The sequence below is a fragment of the Streptomyces sp. NPDC046870 genome, from assembly GCF_040704595.1.
Classification (GTDB): Bacteria; Actinomycetota; Actinomycetes; order Streptomycetales; family Streptomycetaceae; genus Streptomyces; species Streptomyces argyrophylli.
In genome coordinates, this window is record NZ_JBEYXM010000034.1 from 1 (window position 1) to 22,227 (window position 22,227).

General features: G+C 71.5%; 17 protein-coding genes and 3 pseudogenes. 8 read left to right on the top strand and 12 right to left on the bottom strand.

Annotated features, from left to right (window positions below):
- Nucleotides 1-285: SDR family oxidoreductase (locus tag AB0946_RS38145; RefSeq protein ID WP_366765324.1), on the top strand; the 285-nt coding region annotated here is incomplete at its 5' end.
- A gap of 154 nt (nucleotides 286-439) precedes the next feature.
- On the opposite strand, the gene AB0946_RS38150 is transcribed toward AB0946_RS38145, so the two are convergent.
- Nucleotides 440-1,015 carry a hypothetical protein gene (locus AB0946_RS38150; protein WP_366765325.1) on the bottom strand — a complete coding sequence of 192 codons (576 nt, stop codon included), beginning with the start codon at nucleotides 1,013-1,015 and terminating at the stop codon, nucleotides 440-442.
- 423 nt (nucleotides 1,016-1,438) lie between these two features.
- Here AB0946_RS38150 and AB0946_RS38155 point away from each other — a divergent pair, with 423 nt between their 5' ends.
- The 3 genes from AB0946_RS38155 (at nucleotide 1,439) to AB0946_RS38165 (ending at nucleotide 2,755) form a co-directional block, all read left to right on the top strand.
- Nucleotides 1,439-1,714, top strand: coding sequence for a hypothetical protein (locus tag AB0946_RS38155; RefSeq protein ID WP_014669621.1), 276 nt, complete (start codon nucleotides 1,439-1,441; stop codon nucleotides 1,712-1,714).
- Between the two features lie 214 nt (nucleotides 1,715-1,928).
- Nucleotides 1,929-2,135 (top strand): hypothetical protein, encoded by a 207-nt coding sequence (locus AB0946_RS38160; protein WP_366765326.1) that lies wholly within the window; start codon nucleotides 1,929-1,931, stop codon nucleotides 2,133-2,135.
- 176 nt (nucleotides 2,136-2,311) lie between these two features.
- Nucleotides 2,312-2,755 (top strand): glutaredoxin domain-containing protein, encoded by a 444-nt coding sequence (locus AB0946_RS38165; protein ID WP_366765327.1) that lies wholly within the window; start codon nucleotides 2,312-2,314, stop codon nucleotides 2,753-2,755.
- A gap of 174 nt (nucleotides 2,756-2,929) precedes the next feature.
- Here the strand turns inward: AB0946_RS38165 and AB0946_RS38170 are convergent, their stop codons facing one another.
- From AB0946_RS38170 to AB0946_RS38190, 5 genes and pseudogenes are all read right to left on the bottom strand, one after another.
- Entirely contained in the window at nucleotides 2,930-4,570 is a 1,641-nt protein-coding gene (locus tag AB0946_RS38170) for an alkaline phosphatase D family protein (protein WP_366765328.1), read from the bottom strand.
- A 399-nt stretch (nucleotides 4,571-4,969) separates the two neighbouring features.
- A complete protein-coding gene (locus AB0946_RS38175) occupies nucleotides 4,970-5,581 on the bottom strand; it encodes a hypothetical protein (RefSeq protein ID WP_366765329.1) in 612 nt (203 codons plus the stop codon).
- Between the two features lie 320 nt (nucleotides 5,582-5,901).
- Nucleotides 5,902-6,685 (bottom strand): annotated as a pseudogene (locus AB0946_RS38180) (oxidoreductase).
- Nucleotides 6,686-6,772: 87 nt separating this feature from the next.
- A pseudogene (locus AB0946_RS38185) lies at nucleotides 6,773-7,351 on the bottom strand (TetR/AcrR family transcriptional regulator).
- 406 nt (nucleotides 7,352-7,757) lie between these two features.
- Nucleotides 7,758-7,991 (bottom strand): hypothetical protein, encoded by a 234-nt coding sequence (locus AB0946_RS38190; RefSeq protein WP_366765330.1) that lies wholly within the window; start codon nucleotides 7,989-7,991, stop codon nucleotides 7,758-7,760.
- 293 nt (nucleotides 7,992-8,284) lie between these two features.
- Here AB0946_RS38190 and AB0946_RS38195 point away from each other — a divergent pair, with 293 nt between their 5' ends.
- Entirely contained in the window at nucleotides 8,285-8,635 is a 351-nt protein-coding gene (locus tag AB0946_RS38195) for a CU044_2847 family protein (RefSeq protein ID WP_366765331.1), read from the top strand.
- A 47-nt stretch (nucleotides 8,636-8,682) separates the two neighbouring features.
- On the top strand, nucleotides 8,683-12,918 hold the full coding sequence (locus AB0946_RS38200) for a trypsin-like peptidase domain-containing protein (RefSeq protein WP_366765332.1): 4,236 nt from the start codon (nucleotides 8,683-8,685) through the stop codon (nucleotides 12,916-12,918).
- 104 nt (nucleotides 12,919-13,022) lie between these two features.
- On the opposite strand, the gene AB0946_RS38205 is transcribed toward AB0946_RS38200, so the two are convergent.
- The 4 genes from AB0946_RS38205 to AB0946_RS38220 all read right to left on the bottom strand — a co-directional run bounded on the left by AB0946_RS38205 (nucleotide 13,023) and on the right by AB0946_RS38220 (nucleotide 15,171).
- Nucleotides 13,023-13,517 (bottom strand): hypothetical protein, encoded by a 495-nt coding sequence (locus AB0946_RS38205; RefSeq protein WP_366765333.1) that lies wholly within the window; start codon nucleotides 13,515-13,517, stop codon nucleotides 13,023-13,025.
- A gap of 223 nt (nucleotides 13,518-13,740) precedes the next feature.
- The gene (locus AB0946_RS38210; protein WP_366765334.1) at nucleotides 13,741-14,367 is read right to left on the bottom strand and encodes a nucleotidyltransferase family protein; all 627 of its coding nucleotides are present in this window, start codon (nucleotides 14,365-14,367) and stop codon (nucleotides 13,741-13,743) included.
- 66 nt (nucleotides 14,368-14,433) lie between these two features.
- On the bottom strand, nucleotides 14,434-14,721 hold the full coding sequence (locus AB0946_RS38215) for a hypothetical protein (protein ID WP_366765335.1): 288 nt from the start codon (nucleotides 14,719-14,721) through the stop codon (nucleotides 14,434-14,436).
- Nucleotides 14,722-14,733: 12 nt separating this feature from the next.
- Nucleotides 14,734-15,171, bottom strand: coding sequence for a DUF4440 domain-containing protein (locus tag AB0946_RS38220; RefSeq protein WP_366765336.1), 438 nt, complete (start codon nucleotides 15,169-15,171; stop codon nucleotides 14,734-14,736).
- 160 nt (nucleotides 15,172-15,331) lie between these two features.
- On the opposite strand from AB0946_RS38220, the gene AB0946_RS38225 reads away from it, so the two are divergent.
- Both AB0946_RS38225 and AB0946_RS38230 read left to right on the top strand, forming a co-directional pair.
- On the top strand, nucleotides 15,332-16,132 hold the full coding sequence (locus tag AB0946_RS38225) for a hypothetical protein (RefSeq protein WP_366765337.1): 801 nt from the start codon (nucleotides 15,332-15,334) through the stop codon (nucleotides 16,130-16,132).
- On the top strand, nucleotides 16,129-17,403 hold the full coding sequence (locus AB0946_RS38230) for an MFS transporter (RefSeq protein ID WP_366765338.1): 1,275 nt from the start codon (nucleotides 16,129-16,131) through the stop codon (nucleotides 17,401-17,403). The genes AB0946_RS38225 and AB0946_RS38230 overlap by 4 nt, the downstream gene beginning before the upstream one ends.
- A gap of 34 nt (nucleotides 17,404-17,437) precedes the next feature.
- Here the strand turns inward: AB0946_RS38230 and AB0946_RS38235 are convergent.
- Nucleotides 17,438-17,713 (bottom strand): annotated as a pseudogene (locus AB0946_RS38235) (FAD-dependent monooxygenase); the annotation flags it as partial.
- Nucleotides 17,714-17,762: 49 nt separating this feature from the next.
- Nucleotides 17,763-22,025, bottom strand: coding sequence for a carboxypeptidase regulatory-like domain-containing protein (locus AB0946_RS38240; RefSeq protein ID WP_366765339.1), 4,263 nt, complete (start codon nucleotides 22,023-22,025; stop codon nucleotides 17,763-17,765).
- Nucleotides 22,026-22,227 lie beyond the last annotated feature (202 nt).

A 22,227-nucleotide genomic window follows, 5' to 3' on the forward strand; every position in this document is an offset into this window, starting at 1 on the left:
TACGCCGGCACCAAGGCCTTCGTCTCGCACCTCTCCAAGCACCTGCGCATCGAGCTGGGCCCGAAGAAGGTACGGGTCTCCGCCATCGAGCCCGGGATCGTGGGCACCGAACTCCAGGACCACGTCACCGACACCGGCGCCCGCGAATGGCTGGAGGGGTCGAAGGAGACCGTCGACTGGCTCCTGCCGGACGACATCGCGCGGACGGTCGGTTTCATCGCCTCCCTGCCGCTGCGGGTCAACCTCCCGCAGGTCTTCATCATGCCGACGGCCCAGGCCAGCTGACACGGGCGCGAGTCCGCCTCCGGCATGCGCGCTCCGTCACTGGTCGCGCACGTGCCGGAGCCGGGCCGGGGGCCACGTCAGAAGCAGCCGCCGACGCCGTGGCCGCTCGGCCACCGGCCGTCGTGCCGCCTGACGGCCGGCGCCGCGGGAGGGGTCAGAGACAGGACCCCTCCTTCTCGGCGCTGTCGGCCCGGATGCAGGCCGTCCCGGCGGTGTACCGGCCGCCGCGATCGAAGACCTGGATCACCGACGGCTCGTCGATCCGCCACCAGGCGGCGAACGCCTCGGCGACGTACTGGGACTCCTTCTCCAGCGCCATGACCTCGTCCGTGGCACCGTCGGCTTCGTAGTCGACGGTCGGATAGTCGGACGCCACCTCGATGGCGGGGTACGCCTTCCGCGAGAATCCCCGCCACTTCTCCAGGTGCTCGACCGCCTTCTTCTCGTGAGCAGTCCCGTGCTCGGCGACGAAGTGCTGGAACTGCTGGAAGGTCCCCGGGGTGTTGACGATCTCGTCGAGGGACAGGGTGACCTTCTTCGGCTTCGGCCGGGTGGGCTTCGGCGAGCCGTCCGCGACGCCGGAAGCGGCGCTGTGCTCGGTCGCCGACGCGGTGTCCGCCTTGCCGTCGTCACCGCCGCTGCACGCGGACACCATCGAACACACGAGCACGACGGCCATGAGGATGCCGCATCCGATGACCGAATCACTGCTGCTCTTGCTGCTGCCCACGTACCGATCTCCGTTGAGTGCCGGAGGGGTCACCGACAGGCGTCAGCGCAGGTAGGTGCCCCCCACATCCAGTGTCGCGTGATCGTACATGTGGTCGGCACGTGAAGAGATCGCACCCCTGGCACGGGGGAAGCGTCACGGCATCGTGACGCGGGGCGGCTTCGCGGCGAGGATGCGATGCTGGGGTGAGGGGCTCGCCGGCGGAGGTTCGTGTGCGTGCGTGTGCGTCTCATCCGGTCCGAGTCCCGGGGCCCTCTCCCGCGGCCTGGCGACCGCGTCCCGATGCGGCTCGCGGGGGATGCGGCGCGGAACCGCGCCTGTGAGCGCGCCGGCCGGGGCACCGCTCACCGGGCGTCGCCAGGCGGCCTCATCGCGCGGGTCCGGCCGGGACCGCGCGACCACCCCGGAAGGCAGGTGTGTCCCATGCGCACGTCGACCCGTATCGCCGGTGCCCTCACCGGCCTGACCCTCACCCTCGGCGGTGCGGTCCTCGCCGCTCCCGCGGTGCGGGCGGACATCCCCGCCTGCACGCGGATGGCCGAGCTGGCCGGTGCCACCGCTTCCGACTCCGTCACCGCGGCCTGCGGCCGTGGCGTGGTCGGAGACCTGCAAGGTTGTGTGACGGGCCTGACCGGGGCCGGAGTCGCGGGCGGCGCCGCGACCGGTGCCTGCCGGGCGGCGGCCCACGAACCGCGTTAGCGAGTCCGCGCCCGGCAACCGCCCGCAGGCACCGGCCGGAGGCGGGTACGGCCCGTGGCCACGGTTGTGCGTACCGCGGGGCCGCCCTGGCGCGGCGCCCTGCCTCGCGTCGCGGGCGTCACGCCGAGCGCCCATGCTGAGGAAGAGGCGCCGTCGTCTTGGGACTTGTCCCTCCAGAAGGCCGAACGAAGGCGCCTGAGTGGAGGAGGAAGTCATGCGCATGCGAAGAATCCTGGGCCTCGCCCTGGCCGCGGCGACCCTGGCCGGCGTGAGCGCCGTCGGCGCTGTCAGCGCCGCGTCCGCCTCGTCCCCGACCATCTCCAGGGACGACTGCGCGGCCGCCGGCGGACAGATCGTTTCACGCCCCTACGCCGGCGACTTCTGCGCGCTGCCGGACGGGACCTCGCAGGCGATCACCTGACCGGTCCGCGCAGGGGGTGACGGCACCCGGCCCACCGTGGCCGTATCCGGCCACGTTGCCGCACGGAAACCGGACGGACGTGTACACCACCAGTCTCCGCACCCCCTGACCGACGCGGACGCCGCGGACCGGCCCGGGAACCACTCCGTGACCACGTACCGATAGCCTGCGTCACCATGATGCGAGCCTGGATGCTGCCGATACTGTTCGTGCTCAGCGGCTCAGCCGTCGCGACCGGGCAGATCCTCGCGGGGAGCCCCGGCACGGCCGCAGCACTCCTGACGGCGTTCCTGGTACTCGCCGGGACGACCTCGCCCCTGCTCTTCCCGAGGCCGGTCGGTACGCGCGAGGCACAACGCCGCAGCGCGGTCGACGGCCGCCCGGTCGTCTACTGGCGTCCGGGCTGCACGTACTGCATGCGGCTGCGCATCCGGCTGGGCCGTGGCGCCCGCCGGCTGCACTGGGTGGACATCTGGCGTGACCCGGCGGGAGCCGCGGTGGTGAGGGCGGCCAACGGGGGCGACGAGACCGTGCCGACCGTCGTCGTGGCGGGCCGGCCGCACACCAACCCCGATCCCGCCTGGGTACGCGAACAGCTCCGGGCCGGGCCGCCGCACTGAGAGACGCGCGGGCGAGCCGCACCGCACGCCTCGCGCCGCCTGTCCGTGCGGCCGGTGTGCCAGGGGTGACCTTTGTCGACCATGCCGTCGGAGGCCCAGCAGAACAACACCTGTGGAAACGGTGCGCTGATGGTACCGATTCCACCAGCACACCGAACACGTCCGTACCGGGTGTCAGGCCGGCATGAGTCCTGGGGCGCCGGCTTCCGTGACGAAGGAGGCCGCGGTCGTGAGGGGTGCGCCCGGCCTGGTGACGTAGGGGACGGTCTTGAAGTCGGCGCGGGCCGCTTCCTGGCCGAGCGTGACCGTCACGTAGCCGCGCCGGCCGTTGTAGAACCTCATGTGCGGGTTGGCCGCGAGGTAGGTGGCCCAGTTGCTCGGCCGGTCCGCCCCGTCGCGCCCGCTGGTGATCGACGTGGTGACGATCTCCGTGCCCACGGTCCGGGAGCCGGGGTCGCCGAAGTCGCGCTTGATGTCGAACGCGTAGTGCACGTGCACGTCACCGGTGAGCACCATGAGGTTCTCCACGCCGACGGCCTCGGCCCCCGCCAGGATCCGCTCGCGGGAGGCCGGGTAGCCGTCCCAGGAGTCCATGGAGACCTTGGACGGCGTGGCGGTGGTGTTGTACCGCTGGGAGAAAGTGACCTGCTGCGGTACGACGTTCCACAGCGCCCGCGAGGCGCGCCAGCCGTCGATCAGCCACCGCTCCTGCGTGGCGCCGGTCAGCGTGCGCGCCGGGTCCTCGGACTCGGGGCCGGGGTACTGCCAGCCGTCGCCGTAGGCCTGGTCCGAGCGGTACTGGCGGGTGTCCAGGACGTCGAACTGGGCGAGCCGGCCCCAGTGCAGCCGGCGGTAGAGCCGCATGTCGGAGCCGGTGGGCAGCTGGGGGCGGCGCAGCGGCTGGTTCTCCCAGTAGGCGCGGTAGGCGGAGGCGCGGCGCAGCAGGAACTCCTCGGAGGAGCCGCCGTCCTCCGGGGTGTCGTCGGCGTAGTTGTTCTCCGTCTCGTGGTCGTCCCAGGTGACGACGAAGGGGTGCGCGGCGTGCGCGGCCATCAGGTCCGGGCCGGACTTGAACAGGGCGTAGCGCAGCCGGTAGTCCTCCAGTGTCACCGTCTCGTGGTTGAAGTGGGCCGGGAGGGTGCGGTCGGTGTAGTTGCGGTCGTTGCCGGTGGCGTTGACGGCGTACTCGTACAGGTAGTCGCCCAGGTGGAAGACGACGTCCACGTCGTCCTCGGCGAGGTGGCGGTAGGCGGTGTAGTAGCCGTCGGCGTACGCCTGGCAGGAGACGGCGCCCAGGGTGAGCGCGCCGGGACGGGTGCCGGGCAGCGGGGCGGTGCGGGTGCGGCCGGTGGGGCTCAGCCAGGAGCCCGCCCGGAAGCGGTAGAAGAAGACGCGGTCCGCCGGCAGGTGGGGGACCTCGACGTGGACGGTGTGGCTGAACTCGGGGTGTGCCGGGGCGGTGCCGCGCCTGACGATGCGGCGGAAGTCCGCGTCGTGGGCCAGTTCCCACTGCACGGTGACGCGCCGCGCGGGCAGTCCGCCGTCGGGCTGGTACGGCTGCGGGGCCAGCCGGGTCCACAGCAGGACCGAGCCGGGCAGCGGGTCGCCGGAGGCCACGCCCAGCGTGAAGGGGTCGCCGGTGATTGCGCGGGCGTCCAGCTCGGCGGCGGCTGCCGTGCCGGCGGCCGGCAGGTTCACGGCGAAGGCGAGCGCGGCGGCGGCGCCGGTGACGGTGAGGAAGCGGCGCCGGCCGAGGTGCCTGGCGGCGGCGCGGAGTTCGGGGGCATGCTGGGACGGGCGTGCTGCGGATGTCATCCGGTCTCTCCCCTGTCACGGTGAATGCAGGGGTAGTTGACCCGGTCATGACTACTGCGGCGGGGCAACAGCCCGGCAGGAACATGACGTTCACATGGCGGAAGGGCATGTTCCGGCACCCCGCCCGGTGCTCCTGTACCGACCGCGGCGTCTGCGAAGGGGCCAGGGCGCCAGCTGGCCCGGTCGGCCTTGAGGACGGACGAGAAGCACGCGGATGCCCTCGTCGAGGTCAGCTCGGCCAGGGCGCCGGGGCCCGCGTCGATCCCGCCGCGCCGTGCGACGGGCGCGTGCGGTTCACGCATGGACGGGCGCAACCGTCCGTCCTGGTAGCCAGGCTGTGCGGTGGAGCGGTGCGACGACGCGCTCCACCGCGCGGGCCATCCGTCGCCGCGCTCCCGGTCACCGCCCGTTCACGGCCGGCGCGAGGGGCGTGGGCTGACTCGTCCAGCTGTGGGCCACGTCGACCACGATCCGGCCGTCCAGTTGGATCACCCGGAACGGCAGCCGGGCGCGTACACCGAGACCGACCTGCGTCCGCCCCTCGAAGGTGCCGCCGAACCGGGTGTCCCGGAAGGTGCGGTACCCGCCGACGTTCACGCCGGGCAGGGCCTCGCCCACCTTCCCCGGGTAGGTCGGCTTGCCGGCCTCCAGGTCGTAGCTCCACGCGTCGACGTGGATGTCGAGGACCGCCCCGCCGGCAACCGGTATGTACTGGCCCGAGGGGTCCGCGTGGAACCGGTCGACGTACTGGACGTGGTAGCCGATGCGGTCGCCGCCGCCGGGCACGTCGAACACGATGCGGTCGTAGCACTCGTGCTGTCCGGTCCTGATGTCCGTCAGGTGCTCGGCCCCCACGGCGGCACCGCCCTTGGCGCCGCTGCCCCAGCCCGTCGGGCAGGCCGCCACCGCGCGCGGTCCCTGCACCGGGGCCGCGCCCGCGGTGCCCGCCGCCGTCCACAGCGTGGCCCCCGCGAGCACCATCACCGTCACTGCCGCTCTCGTACGTCGCATCGTGTCCCCCTTGGCCGAGCCTGGTCGCGGAACTCTGATGCCAGGTGAGACGGCCCGCCGCACCGGAAGGTTGCACGTCAGACAGGGACAAAACGGGGGATCTTGTACAGGTGGTCGAGCGGGCCTTCGCCTGGCCGCACGGCTGCACCGTTCCACCGCTGCCGGCTCAATGGTGGCGTCACCGCCCGGGGGTCGGCGGCGTGCGGGGGCCGCACGGCCCGTTCGGGCGCGCACCCGGCCTCCCGGGTCGGTGCCCGGCAGGTGTCGCGACCGGCCACGGGGACCGGCCGAGACACCCTCGTCACCGGTGCCTCCGCGACTCAGAGTGTCTTGACCGTGCCGCCGTCGATGACGTGGTCGGCGCCGGTGATGTTGCGCGCGACGCCGGAGAGCAGGAACACGATCAGGGCCGCCACCTCCTTGGGCTCGGTGACCCGGCCGGTGGTGATGTCGGAAGGCCTCGGGGATCTGCTGGAGGAACGCGGAGTGCTCTGCCTCGGCCGCGGCCGCCACCTTGCCGCCGAAGCCGTCGGGGTCCTCCCAGAGGGGGGTGCGGACCACTCCGGGTGAGACGGTGTTCACTCGCACTCCCCGGGGCCCGAACTCCTTGGCCAGGGACTTCCCCAGCGCGGCGAGGGCCGCCTTGGCCGCGCTGTACGCGACCGGGCCGGCGGCGGGCAGCCGGGAGCTGATCGACGAGACGTTGACGATCGATCCGCGGCGCTCGATCAGGCTGGGCAAGGCAGCGCGGGTGGTGCGGACGGCGCTGAGCAGGTTGAGGTCGAAGACCCGGGTCCACCGGGCGTCGTCCGTGTCGAGGAAGCCGACGGGCTCCACGTCGTCCCCGGCGCCGACGTTGTTCACCAGCAGGTCGACGCCACCGAGTTCGTCGAGAGCGCTGTCCATCAGGGTGGCGACACCGTCGGCGGTGCTCAGGTCGGCCGACACCGCGTGCGCGCCGGCTTCCTCCAGCTCGGGCGTGATGGTGCGGGCCGCGCCGACGACGCGGACGCCTTCGGCGGTCAGGGTCCGGACGATGGCGAGTCCGATGCCCCGGCCGGCGCCGGTGACGACGGCTGTCATGGACGTGAGATCGAAGTTCACGGCACTCCGATTCTTGAATTGGAAGTACAAAACATGGGTAGCGGACGCTGCGGGAGTGGGTCCGGAAGTACGGGAACTGTGGGTGGATCAGAGGGAGTCGACAGCCGCGTCGATCACTTGGAGGAGCCGATCGGGGCTTTCGGTGACGCGCGCCGTGAGCCGCAAACCGACGACCGTGTTCAGCAACAGACTTCCCAGCGCCGTGGGGTCGCGGTCGGGTGCGATCTCTCCCGAACGCTGCCCCTCCTCGACCAGTGCCCGGAAGGCGTTCTCGGTACGGGCGAACATGCGCTAGACGAGTTCGGTCGCCACCTCGTCCGTTCCGGCGAGTTCCGCTGCCGTGTTCACGGCCATGCAGCCCCGGCGGTCCGGGTCGGCGAGGTCCATCTCGGCGAGAAACCCGAGAGCTCTGAGCAGACGCGCCTTGACCGGACCGGGCTCCCCGAGCATCTCGACGAGCGTGACGGCCTGGCTGTCGCGGTAACGGCGGAGCGCCCGCTCGAACAGGGCGTGCTTGCTGTCGAAGGTGTTGTAGAGGCTCCCCTTGCCGATGCCGAGCGCGTCGACGAGGTCCTGCGGAGTGGTTCCGGCGTACCCCTTTCGCCAGAACACCTCCATGGCCTGATCGATGGCGACATCCGGATCGAACTGCTTGGGCCTCCCCATGCCCGGAACACCAGCACTGTTCTTGACCTTGAAGTCAAGAAAGTGGGTGGAATCTGTGGGCGGGAGGGCGGAGTTCGTCTCGGGCCGACACAGGGCGACGGGCTCACGGAAGATGACGGTCGCAATCCGCCCTGATCCGCGCCTGGATGCTCGGTCCCCCGGAGAGTGTCGGCGGACAGGGCCGAGGACAGCCGGCCACGCCGGCTGCCGTATGACGACGCCTTGTTCCCAGCACTCGGACGGGTACAACGCCCTGCTTCGGGAACCGACCGTTCAGGAGGGGCGACCCGCCTGACGCGCAGGACCCCCAAGGTCCGTAATCCTCTCGCTTCTGGCAGGGGAGTGCGTGCTTTCACGCTGCTGATGAGGCCCGGCTCTCACAGCAGTCTTCTGCGGCCCCGGTCGGTCACGGCCGGAAGCCGGGCAGTTGCCGGAACACCTGCGTCAGCAGGTCCGGTGCCGGTTTCCAGGGCGCGAGTGGTCTCACGACGGGGACTGGCAGTCGCAGCTCCTGGACGTGGGTGAGGATCAGGTGCCAGGTGCCGGCCTGTGTCCACGGCGTACAGACCGGGGAGCCTTCGGGGTCCTGGTGGCAGTTGGCCAGGTGGGCCCCGCCGATCACGGTACCGGTGGCCGGCACCCGGCCACCGGGCGGAACGCGCAGGGCGGGGGCAGTGGTTCCTGTCGACGCTCGGCCACTGGATGCGGACCGCAGGATACTGCGCAGCTACAGCGCGGCACGGTCGCGCCGCTGTTCCGAACAATCCCCCTTGCCTTTGGCGACTTCCCGCGAGACGCCCCCTTCGTCCGTGACGGCGGGGCATGCTGGGTCGGGTCAGCAGACTGGGAGCTACGGGAACGCGCTTCCGGCCCGCAGAGGAATGGCCGGTGGGGTGGTAGCTCTGGTCACCTGCAGCACGTGCAAGTGACTTGATGAAGCAGCAGAAAGGTCGTCGCGTGTACCTGAGTGTCCCCTTCGAGGACGGTGAGGTCTTCGTCGTCGAATTGTCCGACGAGCAGGGTTCCGGGGTGATCCGGGCGAGTCGTGGCGATGAGCTCTTCGAGACGTCCGCCGACACGTTCGAGTCGGGCATGGCTCGGGTGCAGCGGGTGGCCGCGACAATGCTGGAGCGGCTGACGGATCTGCCACGCAGTCCTGATCACGTTCGTGCAGAGTTCGGACTGCGCGTGACAGCCGAGGCGGGCCTGGTCGTGGCTAAGGGGTCCGGGGACGCGCACATCAAACTGGAGCTGGAATGGAGCCGCTCCGAGGGCGGCCAGTGACGCTGGCAAGCCAGCCGGACTCCGCATGGGAACGCGGGACAGCTCGGGTGCTGCTCGACGGACGTCCGGTCGGGGTGGCGTTCCTGATCCCCGGCCGACTGCTGCTTACATGCGCACACGTCGTCGCCTCGACCGCGGACCTCCCGTTCGACGAGCCGCTCCCAGATCTCCTTCCCGTCACCCTTGACTTTCCGCTACTCCCCGGGCGTCCCCAGGCCACGGCTTCCGTGCACTTCAGCGTGCCTGTGGCAGGTGACAGCAGCGGTGATGTCGCTGTCCTGCAGCTAAGCGGCGAGCCCCCGCGGGGTGCCGTACCTCTGCGGATCGTGGAGGCGGAAGACCTGGCCGGGCACCGCTGGCGGGCGTTCGGCTTCCCGAAGTACCCGGAGCGAGGCGGTGGCAAGGACGCCGGAATCTGGACTCGGGGAACCGTCGAGGGTCCCCAAGGAACCGGCTGGTGGCAGTTGACCTGCGACGAAGAGGCCCCCTTCCCTCTGGCAGGCGGCTTCAGTGGGGCGCCGGTGTGGGACGAGGAATACGGCGGTGTCATCGGCGTCGTCGTTGCTGTCGAGCGGGACCAGCGGCGCCGGACCGGGTACGCCCTCACCGTGGAGTCCCTCACCAGGGAATGGCCCCAACTACGCAGAAGGCTGGTGGCGGATACCCCGTATCGCGGACTACTGCCGTTCACCGAGCACGACCGTTCTGTCTTTCACGGTCGTACGAACGAGACGCAACAGCTGATCGAACTCCTTGAGCAGCAGGTTCCCATCCTTCCTGTACTCGGGTCCTCCGGCGTCGGCAAGTCTTCACTGGTGGGCGCCGGCCTCCTAGGTCATCTGGACCGCGACCGGTATGTGGTCGCCCGCTTGCCCCACGGACTGCGCCTGACCGCTGAGGAGCTGCTGGCCTGGGCCCTGGCCTCGGCGGGAGATGCGGACATCATGCAAGCCGGCTGGCACGACCGATGGTTGGCGCTGGCCCGACAGGTCACCGACGAACAAGGCATTCGTACCGCCGTAGAGCAGACATTGGCCCGCCACGGCGGACGGTCCCGGCTGGTCTTGGTGGCTGACCAATTCGAAACGCTCCTCGCGGACGCGCCCGACACAGCCCGGCGGCTGGACACCATACTCGGGGTTCTGACTGCTCGCCGCACGGACGGTAGCCGTCCCGCCCAGGCCGTGGTCGTCACCCGGATTGACTTCCTCCAGCAGATCGAGGAGCTTCCCCACCTTCGTACGGCATGGGACGCCACATCCATGGTGGTACAGCCCATGACGCGTACCGAGCTGCGGGAGGCGATCACCTGTCCGCTGAAGGGACACGCGGGGGTTCGGTTCGCCGACGGTCTGGTCGAGCAGCTGCTACGGGATACGCCGCCCGGTCCGGCCGCGCTGCCGATGCTGGAGTACGCCCTGAGCCGACTGTGGGAGCGGCAGGAACGCGGGTGGCTCACCACCAGCGCGTACCAGGAGCTCGGCGGCGTTGAGGGAGCCCTTGCGGGAGAAGCGGAGCACAGTCTGTGGGACTGGGCGGACAAGGCCGAACAGCAAGCGCTGGAGCGGATTTTCATCCAGCTCGTTCGCCCCGGCGAGCAGTTGGACGCCGGGGAGCGCGGCCCGGACACTCGCCGGGTCGCCGCCCGTACTGAGTTCTCCGCGGGCGACTGGGCATTGGTCCACCGGCTGGCCAGTACGCGGCTGGTCGTGGTAACGCGACGCCCGACGGGGTGGGACACCGCTGAGCTCGCCCACCAGGCACTGGTGGAGAAATGGCCGCGGCTGCAACGCTGGATCGAGGACAACCGGGAGTTCCGCAGCTGGCAAGAGGGGTTGCGCCGTTCCCTGCGGGCTTGGCATGAGCAGGGCCATCCGCGCAAACTCTCACTCGGCCGGGAACAGATCGCGGAGGCACGACGGTGGATCGGCGCTCGCGCCGCCGAAATACCCGCCGAAGAGGCCGGGTTCATCGAGGCCAGTGCTCAGGTACAGCGTCGACGTCGCCTGGTCCTCGCAGGCTCCGCCCTCCTTACCGCACTCATCCTCGTTGTGGCCGGTCTGACCACCCTCAACGCTCGTAGCGGCAGCAACGAGCAGCGGGCCCTGGCCGCCTCTCGAAGTCTGACGGAGCAGAGCCGGCAGTACGCCAACGCCGACCCTGCCCTGGCAGCACGCCTTGCCCTGGCCGCTCAACGCATCTCCCCAACCCCGGAGACCCGCGCCCAGCTCTTGTCCACGGTGTCCTCCCCCCTGCGGGCCACTCTCACGGGGCACTCCGGAGAGGTGAAGTCGGTCGCCTTCAGCCCGGACGGTAAGACCCTCGCGACCAGCGGCAATGACGGCACCACACGACTGTGGGACGTGGCGAGGGGCCGACATCTGGCTTCACTTGACGGCCACAGCAGCCAGGTGCAGACCGCGGCGTTCAGCCCCGACGGCAAGACTCTCGTCACCAGCCATGACGGCTGGAAGGTACGGCTGTGGGACGTCCACAGGCGTGTGCAGACTGCTGTCTTGACAGGTGTGGGGGGCCCGACGGTCTTCAGCCCGGACGGGGACACGCTGGCCACCACCAGCCAGCGGGGCAAGGTCTTGCTCTGGGACGCCCATACCCACCAGAAGACTGACGAACTCCAGGCCTACCACGACGACGATGGTGTCTATACCTCCCTCCTCGCATTCAGTCCGGATGGCAGGACCCTTGCCGTCACCGTCACCGGCTACGGCACCAGCGGTAGCGACAAGTCCGCGGTTCAGCTCTGGCACGTAAGACAGAAGCGCCGCATCGCCACGCTGAAGGGCCACACGGGCTGGGTCCAGTCGCTGGCGTTCAGCCCGGACGGCATCACGCTGGCCACGGGCGCGAGTGACTCCACGACGCGTCTGTGGGATGTGCGCACACACCGTTCACTGACCACGCTCACCGGACACAACGGCACCGTGTTCGCCCTGGCCTTCAGCCCGGACGGCCGGACCCTGGCAAGCGGAAGCCAGGACCGTTCCGTATGGCTGTGGGACGTGCGGGAGCGCACGGCCCTGACCGTACTGAGCGGCCATACCGGGGCCGTGGACGCACTCGCGTTCAGCCCGGACGGCTCGACGCTCGCCAGCGGATCCGGGGACGCCACGGTCCGGCTGTGGGACATGCAGGCCGGGCGGCCTCGGGCCGTCTTCGCCGGACCACGTGGTTCGGCCAACCCGGCGGCCTACAGCCCGAACGGGAAAGTGCTCGCGACCGGTGACAGCGACGGAACCGTGTACCTGCACGACGTTCGTAGGGAGCGCACGCTGGGCCGCCTGACCGGACACACCGGCGAGGTGAATACAGTACGGTTCAGCCCGGATGGCCGGTTCATCGCCGCGAGCAGCAATGACGATCCGGCTGTTCTGCTGTGGGACGCACAAACCCACCGCCGCCTCGCCTCCTTCGACGGCCATCGCAGCCCCGTGCAGTCTGTCCGCTTCAGCCCCGACGGCCGAACCCTCGCCGCCAGCAGTTACATCGACGGGACAACCCGCTTGTGGAGTGTACGGACTCATCGGCAACTGGCGTCCTTCGCCGACGGGGCCGACTGGATGACCTTCAGCCCGGATGGAAGGGTCTTCGCAACCGGCAGTTTCCAGTCCTCATCCGTACATCTGTGGGACGCACGGAACCACCGCCGCCTCGGCACCCTCGACGCTGTCACCAAAATGGTCAGCTCCGTAGCCTTCAGCCCGGACGGCAGCATCCTGGCAACGGCAGGGTGGGACGGCAAACTGCGGCTGTGGGACGTGCAGCGCCGCCGCCTCACGACAACACTCGCGGGTCACACCGACTTTGCGCAGTCGGTGACTTTCACCCCGGACGGGCGAACTCTCGTCAGCAGCGGTCGGGACGCTGCGGTGAGACTGTGGGACGTACGTACCCATCGTCGCCTCGCCACCCTGAGCGGCCACATCGGCACCGTTCGGTCGTCCGTCGTCAGCCCGGACGGTCAGACCCTGGCAACTTTCGGCGATGACCGGACGGTACGCCTGTGGGACCTCCGGACCCACAGGCAACTGGCCCTACTTACCGGCCACACCGACGTCCTGCGGTCGGCCGTCTTTGCCCCGGAAGGGAACACGCTCACCACCAGCAGCGACGACGGGACCGTACGGCTGTGGGACACCGACGCCTTCAGTGACCCCGGCATCCTCACCGGCAGGGCCTGCACCATCGCGGGTCGGTCCCTGACCGAGCAGGAATGGCACCGCTACGTTCCCGACGGAGTCGCGTACCGCCGGATCTGCCCCTGAGCCGTGTCCGGGCCAGGACGACGGTCCGCGATATCCCCCCCGTCAGGTTTGCCAGCTCGCGCCAGACGCTCGCGCGCTCGTGGTCGGAGGGCAGCGGCGTGGAGTCAGACGCATGTGTCTCCGTCGGACCAGGTCTTCGTGGCACCTCCGGACAGGGCCTGCCAGTGAATCACGGTGCACTGGAAGTTCTGCCGGATCTCGCTGCCCACGGCGTACTCGTAGGACGTCGGGTAGCGGATCCATCCTGCCTCACACCCTTGGTCGCACCAGTAGGTGCCGATGTCTCCCCAGACAGGCCAGGCGCCGCTGCGTGGAGACCAGTAGATGGTTCCGTTCTGGAACTGCGTGCGTCGGCCGATACCGTCGGGGTTGACCAACTCCTCCGTAAGGGGACAGCCCAGGGGGCCACCGGGACCGCCCATGGCGAGGTACCGCTGTTCGATGGCGCCCAGGACGCTGTGGCCGCAGTAGTCACCGTCGGCCTGTGCGGAGGACGCGGCCGACACGACGAGCGTGCTCGCCAGCACGGCGAGCAGGCTCAGCGTCGAAGTTGTCCTCCCTGGCTTCCTGCCCCGGACCGTTCCATTCGGATGCTTCATGCTTCCACCTCTCCTGCGCCGACGGAGCGGACAAGTACCGATCTACCACTCCGAACAGGATCGCTCCTTCCTTTCGTGGAGGAAGTCCTCCAAGTGGACGTTCGACCACCACAGCACCGTCGGCGCCTCACGGTCCTTCCCGCGGATCGAGCAGGACGAACGGTCCTCTTGCGCCAAGTACCGAAACGCTCGTCGAGAACCTCACACCCCGGCGCGGCCGGCGTCAGTCGGCGGTCGGGGCCGGCGTGCGACTCGTGGAGGGCCAGTCCAGAACGGTCAGCTCCGGCCACCGCTCCCGCCACCGGGCCGCCTTGGCCTCGTAGACCGCCTGGGGAGCGAGCACCGGGTTCGGCCGGACGACGAGGTTGAACACGTCCGACAGGCCGTGCGGCGCGTACACGCGCCACCGGCCGTCCGCCTCCACACGTACCCCGAGGCAGCAGGTCGTCGCGGCGAAACTGTCGATCGCGGCCTCACTGGAGTCGTACGGCGGACACGGGACACCGAACTTGTCCTGGTACCAGAGGTGGACTCGTGCCTCGTTGCGGATCTCCACCTCCGCGGGCAGGCCGGCGAAGACCGTGCGTCCGGCCCTGATCACCGTGTCCTCGGCCTCCCAGGACAGGTCGCCGCCGTCGAAGTAGAAGAGGTCGTAGTCCTTGATCCCGCCGGCCGGCGGCCGGCCCGTGACGACGTTCCACACGGTCTGGAAGAGGCAGCCGGCCGTCACGTACCACCCGGGCAGCTCCAGCGTCGCCGCGCGCGACAGAACCTCCGTCAACACGTCGTTACGGGACAGCACCACGCGCAGGGACTCGAGTTGCTGGTCGAGAGGGAGTCGGCTGATCACCAGCCCTGCCTACCACACCTCGCCCGCCGTCCGGATGAGGACGCCCCGCGCGTGGAGCGACCGGGCTCAGCCGAGACCACGATGCGCGGCCCACAACTCCCCGGCCCGGCTCGCGGCTTCGGCCACCAGGGCCGCCAGTTCGGGCTTGTCGGGGACAGGGAACGAGACGTATGCGCCCCGACCACCGCCGACCGGTCTGCCGTAGGCCTTCACGGCGAGGTGACCGTCCGGGAGGAGCCGGACGTTGAGCGTGGTCAGCGTGAACGTCTCACCGCGTCGAGTGTCCGTCCAGCGCAGTGCCTGCGGGATCGTGACGTTGATCGCCAGAGCGCTCACATCGAGGTCGCTGCTCATGGACGGATGATCTCACGCGGGGCGCCGCGCGCGGCCGTTGTCGTCGGCGAGGTGCCGGTGACCCTGTTCGACCCCGGGCGGCACGCGCGTGGCCTGGTGGTAGTACATCCGCCAGCCTGCGGCCGGGTCCCTCCTGCGCCAGATCGAGCTGTGTCTGGTCCTGCGGTCGCCGAGCACGGTCTCGAAGGTCAGGTGCACCAGGCCGGGTGCGAGCAGCACTCCCGAGATCTCCGAGGGCTCGTACCGGACACCGTCGGCCGAACTGCCCGGATGGTCGGGCAGTTCGGCGAGCATGGCCTCGTACGTCCACCGCCGCCCCGACCCGCCGACCTCCACGAACTTTGGGTCGAGGAGCCGCGCGGCGCGTTCCCGGGAGGAGCGGACAAGCGGGTCCATGAGCTGCAACTCGCCTGCGATCGCCTGGTTCACGTCGTCCGTCGCACTGTCCATGGACGTATCCTCACCGGACGCGCGGGTCCCGCCGCAACCCATTTCGTCCGCGTGCGGGAGGTGGCCGGTCACCGGCCCGGCCGTGGGAGTGTGCGCAGGACGGTCCGCGTGGTGGAGTGGGGGCCACAGACAACTCCGGAAGCAGGGAGCGCTTGTTCCGATGACCACACAGCCCGCACGTCCTGAGCGCAGCGGTCCCGGGACCGCCTCGGTCACGGATGTCTCGCCCTTCAAGTCTTCTCTCGTCAGAGCGGTGTTCAGGGACGTCACCTCGATGCACGTCTCCCGGCCGGCCGCGTGGGCCGCCGCGTCGGTGACGCGGACCGTGCTGACGGAGATCATCGACGGCGCGAGGAGAGTGGCGGCGGAGCGGGCCCGGAGGAAGCTGGTTCCCGGTGACCTCCTCTCGGCGATCGACCGGAACGTCGAGCTCGAGGTGGGGAGCGCGTGGTACGACCACAGTCCTACGTTCCGAGGGCTGACCGGTGTCCTGTACGACGCCGAGGGTGTCATCGTGCCTTCTCGTGGGCGCGGCAGGTCGCGCAGGCCGAGTGCTGTGGCCGGCGCCCACAGGTTCGAGGCCGGGGTCAGGAAGCTGCTGCGGAGCCAGGGCGTGACGGCCGTCCCCGCGATGGTCCGCGACCTGGACGGAATCGCGAGCGTGTTCCTGACGGACCTCGCCCGGGACGCGGCCATGGTCGTCCGTGAGGGCGGGGCCGAACGCTTCGGGACGGTCGCCCTGGTGACGCCGGGCGAACCGGCCCCGTCCTCGTTCCCCAAGGACGCCTTCCGGGCCCGGTCCACCCGCAGGGGGGACGGGCGGACCATCGGCAGGGACGACGTCCTGGCCGCCACCACGGTTCAGTTGTCCGGCGGCGCCCTCAGGCGGCGAGCCCTCACCGAGGCACGCGAGGCGACGGGGAACCGACCCGCGCGAAAGACCTGGGGTTCCTCTTCATGACGATCACTCCGAGAAGGCCGGCGCTCTGGCGTGACCAGCGGTTCGTACTGCTCGCGGCGGCGCGGACCGTCTCGGTCCTGGGGAACGGGTTCGCTCGGGTGGCCCTGGCCTTCTCCGTGCTGGCACTTCCCGGCGCCGGCCCGGGCACGCTGTCCTTGGTGCTCGCCTGCCAATCGCTGCCGCAGCTGGTGTTCATCCTGCTCGGCGGTGTGGTCGCCGACCGGATGTCCCGGTCTCGCCTCATGGTCGTCGCCGACGGTGTCGGGGCGTTCGCCTACGCGGGACTGGCGGCGATGACCCTGACCGGGCACGCGCCCCTGGTGCCGATGTGCGGCCTCGCGGTGATGGCGGGGCTCGCGACCGCGCTCTTCGCGCCGGCGATGGACGGTGTCGTGCCGCTCGTGGTCCCGGCGGACCGGTTGCAACGGGCCAACGGTGTGCTGCGGATGAGCACCAACACGTGTCTCTTTCTCGGACTCGCGCTGTCGGGCGTGGTCGTCGCGTGGGTCGGCGCGGGCTGGGCCCTGGCCCTGAACGCCGTCTCGTTCGTGGTCAGTGCCGGCCTCACGGGTCGCCTGCGGCTGCCCGCGAGGCCGGTGAGGACGTCGTCCGTGCGGACGGACCTGCGGGAGGGCTGGGAGGAGTTCGCCTCACGGCAGTGGCTGTGGGTGGTGGTCGCCCAGTGCACGGCCGTGGTCGCCGTCTTCAGCGCGACCCTCGGAGTCCTCGGGCCGTTGGAGGCCCAGCGGCATCCGGGCGGGGCGGGGTCCTGGTCGGTCATCGTGGCCGCCCAGGCTCTGGGAGCCATCGCCGGCGCCGGGCTGGCCGCGCGGGTCCGGGTCCGCCGGCCGGTCCTGGTCGCGGTCATCGCCACGTTCCCGGCGGCGCTGCCCATGGTCTTCCTGAGCGTCTCGGCCCCGGTCTGGCTGACCGCCGCCGCCGCGTTCTGCGCGGGTGTGGCGAGCGACGTCTTCAACGTGCTGTGGTCCAGCACTCTGCAGCGCGAGATCCCGGAACAGGTCCTCTCCCGCGTCAGCTCCTACGACCTGCTCGGCTCCCTGGCCTTCGCCCCGCTCGGCCTGCTCGTCGCCGGCCCCGTCGCCCAGGGTGTCGGTCCGAGCGCGGCTCTGGCCGGTTGCGCGGCCGTCGTCGTCATCGCCACCCTCGCCGCCCTGGCGTCCCCACAGGTCCGGGCACTTCGGCACTCCGCGTCCCCGCTCCCGGCACCGGCCGCCGTACGCGAGCAGACCGCTGAGGAAGTCGCCCGCTGATCCCCGCCCGCCCGAAAAGCCGCGCGCCCGGCGGTCAGGACGGCTGGACCTGGTCGAAGAGGGCGAGGGCTTCGGCGGGGTCCGGGCTCACGAGGCGTTCCAGGCCGGCGGTCGTGATCCTCGCCCACTTGCCGGCCCGTGCCCACATCCTCTGCTCGACGGCGCGGACGGTCTCGTCCGGATCGTCCGGCCCGGCGGCGATGGACTCGGCGAGTTCGGCGCCTTCCAGCATCGCGAGGTTCGCGCCCGCCCCCAGCGGGGGCATCAGGTGGGCGGCGTCGCCCAGCAGTGTCACCCCGGGGACGTACGTCGTGGGGCCGGCCGGGTGTCCGGCCGGCCCCACGGTGTCGTCGTGCCGGTTACCGCCTGGTGAGGGCGAGGTCGGCGGTGATGGTGGTCGTGCCGTGCGGGTGTACGGTGCGCCGTCCGGTCCGGTGGCCCTCGGCGTCCGCGGTGACGCCGATCGTGGTGGGGGCGTCCATGAGCCACACCTCGTAGCGGCCGTCCACGGCGGTGTTCAGGGTGTGTGTCGCGCCCTTCGCGGTGACCTTCACCTTCGCGCCGGCGAGCGGTGCCGCCGACGGACCCGCCCCCGTCACCGTGCCGGTGAGGTGGACGGCGCCCCGCGGCGGCACCACCGTCATGGTGACCGGGACGGTCACGGCGCCGTACGGACTGTCGCTGTCGATGATCAGCCGTGCCCGGTGGACGCCCGCGTCGGCGGGCCCCATCGCGCGGGCGTCGGCGGTCACCGTCAGCCGGACCGTCCGGCCGGGGGCGACGGTCGTCGTCCCGGTCTTCTCGCCGAGCCACGGCACGTCGGCGTGCGGTGTGTCCCAGCCCGGCAGCACCTGGGCGCCTGACTGGACGACGCCGTCCGCGCCCTGTCCGCCCAGCACGTACCAGCCCGGCGCGGACGCCGCCGCGTACAGCGGTTGCGGCAGGCTGGGCAGCGCGGCCCAGGTGTCGGCGACGGGGTCGTAGGCGTACGCCTCGTTGGTGAGGGCGCCGGCCCCGGTCAGGACGCCGCCCGCCGTCAGCAGGCGGCCCCCGGCGGTGGTGCCGGCCGCGCCCCAGGTGTCGACGGGCGGGTCGGCGATGGGCGTCCAGTGGCCGGCGCCGGCCTCCAGGGCGTAGCCGACGGCGGTCGCCCGCGGAGTGCCGCCGTCGCTCTGGGAGACCCCGCCCGCGCAGTACACGGTCGCGTCGACGGTGCCGCAGGTCTGCCACGAGGTCGGCGTGGGGTAGGCCGGACCGGAGGACCAGGAGTCGGTCGCCGGGTCGTAGACCTGTACGTCACCGGTGCCGCAGCTGAACTGCGCGCAGCCGCCGATGACGTACAGCTTGTCCCCCACGACCGCCGCGGCCGAACCGGCGTAGGCGACGGGCTCGTCGGCGATCGCCGACCAGGAGTCGGTCGCCGGGTCGTAGACCTCGCCGCCCGCGACGGGCTGTCCCGCGGCGTTCTTGCCGCCGGTCACGTACAGCTTGCCCCGGATGAAGCCGGCCGCCGCCTCGTACCGCCTGGTCGCGGCCGGGGCCAGGGTCTTCCAGGCGCCGGTGGCCGGGTCGTAGGAGCGCAGGGCGTCGCTCCACTGCCCGTCGGGGGTCGCGCCGAGTCCGGTGTAGACGACGCCGTGGTAGGTGGCGGCGATGCCGCCCGCGGTGCCCTGGGGAAGGTCCGTGACCGGCTGCCACGCCGGGTCGGCGGTGACGGTGGCGGTGGCCGCCGCGGAGGCTCCCGCGGTGGTCCGGGGCGTGTCCAGCGGGCCGGCCCCGGTGGCCGCGCGCCTGCGCGGGGCGCCCTTGACCGTCGCCGTGGTCCCGGCCCTGACGTCCTGCTCGCCGAGGGTGACCGTGGCGGGCGCGCTGCCGTTGTCGCGCAGCCGGACGGTGATGTCGCTCTTCGTGCCCCAGGGCACGGTGACGCCGATGGCGGAGGGCTTGACCTCCAGCTTCGCCGGACTCAGCCGGAAGTCGGCCGTCGTCACGGCGTCCGCCCGGACCTGCACCGCGCGGGTCTGCGCCGGATAGCCGAATCCGGCCAGGTCCGCGGTGAACTCCTGCCGGCCGGTGCCGGAGGAGAAGGCCCAGTACAGGCCGTCGTCCACGGCCGGGTCGCCCGGGGAGGCGATGCTCCGGCCGCTGTCGGCGGGGGTGCGGCGGGCGGCGACCGTCGCGCCGAGGACGCCGGCACCCGTGTGGGCGTCCCGGACATGACCGGTCAGCAGGCCGCCGGGCACGACGTCCAGGGCGCGGGTGCCGAGGGCCACGTTGTCGACCTGCCAGAAGCCGGTCAGGGAGCCGGTGTAGTGGAACCGGACGCGTACGGACTTCTCGCCCGCGTACTTCGTGAGTGCCACCTTCTCGTGCGCGGGGCCGTTCACGACGTCCGTGTGGTGCCAGACGTTCTCCCAGGTGGTCCCGGAGTCGGTGCTGACGTCGACGTCGGCGGTCGGGTCGTTGAAGCGGTAGCTGCCGGGCAGCGCCGTGTCGAACTCCAGGGCCGGGTGGGTGAGGGCCGAGAAGTCGTAGGCGGGGCTGATGAGTTCGGTGTCGACGGGGGCCCAGCCGAGGGCGTAGTCGTCGGTCTGGGCGAAGCGGCCCGCGCCGCCGGTCTGGTTGCCGCGGGTCAGCGGGTCGCCGAAGTCCCAGCCGCCGGCGCCGGTGTGGTCGACCACGCTCCAGCCGTCCGGGGTGGTGGCCCCGTCGAAGGGCTGGAGGCCGCCGCCGTGGTAGGAGACGGCGTAACCGGGCGGGAGGACGCCGGTGCCGGTGAGCGGCAGTTCCAGGTTCACGGTGCGGCCGGCCGACCTCAGGTCGGCCTCGACGGTGGCGGGCCGGTACCCGGGGTACAGGCCGGTGGCCCGCACGGTGTACTTCGCCCCGCGGGGCAGCCGGATCGCGTAGTGGCCGGTCGCCGGGTCGGTGAACGCGGTCCCGGGCACGCCGTCGACGGTCAGCCGGGCGTACACGCCCCAGCCGTGCCCGCCGCCGTCGCGGACGCTGCCGGAGAGGGTCACGGTGGGTATGGCCTCCAGCGCCGCGTCACCGCGGACCTGGGCGCCGTCGGCGACCTCGATCCGACCGAGGTCCTTCTCGGCGTAGCCGAAGGTGCTCACGGTCAGCCGGTACGTGCCGGGCGGTACGACCAGTGACCAGGTGCCGTCGGCGCCGGACAGGGTGTGGTAGTCCCCCAGGCGTACGGTGGCGCCGGGGATCGGCCGGCCGCTCGCGCGGTCGGTGACCGTGCCGGCGACGGTGCCGTGCGCCCCGGGCCGGAAGGCGGCCGGGCCGTCGGGTGTGCCGAGGCCGGTCGGCCCGTCGTAACCGGGGCCGGCGATGCAGCTCCTCGCCGGTTCGCAGTGCGGGACCGGGCCGGAACCGCACAGTCCCGAGTCGCCGCAGCTCGCGTCGTCGCCCTCGGTGACGTCGTGCAGGGCGCCCGGGGTGAGGTAGGGGTAGGAGGCGGGGTAGGTGCCCTCGGCCGGGGTGCCGGCCAGCGCGTAGACGCCCGCGATGATGGGAGCGGAGGCGCTGGTGCCGCCGTACACGTTCCAGCCGGCGTCGGAGAAGCTGTTGTAGACGGCCACGCCGGTCGTGGGGTCGGCGACCGCGCTGACGTCCGCGACCGAACGGCCCGCGCAGCCCGTGTCCGGCTGGAACGACGGCTTGGGTTCGACCGCCGAGCAGCCCGATCCGGTGGCACCCCACGACGGTTCGCCCGAGGGGGAGGTGACGACGGTGTTCCAGACCTTCTCCGACCAGCCGCGGGCGGTACCCGGGTCCCGGGTCAGCGAGGTGCCGCCGACCGAGGTCACGAGCGGGGAGGAGGCGGGGTAGCTGACGCCGTAGCCGTTGTCGCCGGAGCTGAAGAGCAGGGCGGTGCCGGGGTGGTCGAAGTACGCGGCGTCCAGGGCGGGCAGGCTCGCGTCCTCCTGGTAGGCGCCGTAGGAGTTGGACACGTAACGGGCGCCGAGCGCGACCGCCGTGTTGACCGCGGCCCCCAGGTCGTCCGTCGAGGCGCTGTCGGCCTCCACGAGCAGGATGTGCGCCTTGGGCGCCACCGCGGACACCATGTCCAGGTCGAGGGAGATCTCCCCCGCCCAGCCGTCGTCGGGCACCGGGTAGTCCGCCCCGCCGCGCTGGTCGGCCTTGCGGAAGCAGCCGTTGTCCGTGGTGCAGGCGGGCAGCCCGTACTGCGCGCGATAGGTGGCGAGGTCCTGCTCGGCGCGGGGGTTGTCGTACGCGTCGACGATCGCGATCGTCGCGCCGGCGCCGCCGTCGGCGGGCAGGGAGTAGGCCGAGCGGAGGTCCGCGGGGCCGTAGCCCTCGGGGGTGACCGTGCCGTCGGCGCGCACACGTGTCTGCGGGGCGCCGGTACGGCGGACGGCGAAGCAGCCGAAGTGTCCCGGACGGGGGGTCCCGCACAGGGCCTCGGTGCCGGGGGTGCCGGGCGTCGCGGGGGAGGAGGACGCCGCCGGGGGCGCGGCGGGGGTGGCCGATGCCGCGGCGGCGGCGGGCAGTTGGGCCGTGAGCGCGGCCAGCAGCACGGCCGTGACCGCGCCCAGGACGGGTCTCGCGCGGCCACGGCCGGGGCGCGGGACGGGAGGTCTACGCACGGGACGACTCCGGGGGAGGAGAGCGGGCTTGGAGGCGGAACCGGTCCGACTGCGGTGTCGGTCAAGGGAGTTCGCCAGTGAGAAGAAAGATCACCCGGGAGACCGGACCCGTCAATGCGCTGCTTCTGGCGTCTTGCCGCCGTGACGTATTCACGCCCCTGTTACCCGGCCGCCGTCGCCCGGTGCGGGGAGCGCGGGCTGA

Bases quoted from the DNA above. Each gene is read 5' to 3' on its own strand.
- AB0946_RS38155 (WP_014669621.1), top strand. From the start codon at position 1,439: ATGCGCACGTCGACCCGTATCGCCGGTGCCCTCACCGGCCTGACCCTC.
- AB0946_RS38160 (WP_366765326.1), top strand. From the start codon at position 1,929: ATGCGCATGCGAAGAATCCTGGGCCTCGCCCTGGCCGCGGCGACCCTG.
- AB0946_RS38165 (WP_366765327.1), top strand. From the start codon at position 2,312: ATGATGCGAGCCTGGATGCTGCCGATACTGTTCGTGCTCAGCGGCTCA.
- AB0946_RS38170 (WP_366765328.1), bottom strand. From the start codon at position 4,570: ATGACATCCGCAGCACGCCCGTCCCAGCATGCCCCCGAACTCCGCGCC.
- AB0946_RS38175 (WP_366765329.1), bottom strand. From the start codon at position 5,581: ATGCGACGTACGAGAGCGGCAGTGACGGTGATGGTGCTCGCGGGGGCC.
- AB0946_RS38195 (WP_366765331.1), top strand. From the start codon at position 8,285: ATGAAGCAGCAGAAAGGTCGTCGCGTGTACCTGAGTGTCCCCTTCGAG.
- AB0946_RS38205 (WP_366765333.1), bottom strand. From the start codon at position 13,517: ATGAAGCATCCGAATGGAACGGTCCGGGGCAGGAAGCCAGGGAGGACA.
- AB0946_RS38215 (WP_366765335.1), bottom strand. From the start codon at position 14,721: ATGAGCAGCGACCTCGATGTGAGCGCTCTGGCGATCAACGTCACGATC.
- AB0946_RS38220 (WP_366765336.1), bottom strand. From the start codon at position 15,171: ATGGACAGTGCGACGGACGACGTGAACCAGGCGATCGCAGGCGAGTTG.
- AB0946_RS38225 (WP_366765337.1), top strand. From the start codon at position 15,332: ATGACCACACAGCCCGCACGTCCTGAGCGCAGCGGTCCCGGGACCGCC.
- AB0946_RS38230 (WP_366765338.1), top strand. From the start codon at position 16,129: ATGACGATCACTCCGAGAAGGCCGGCGCTCTGGCGTGACCAGCGGTTC.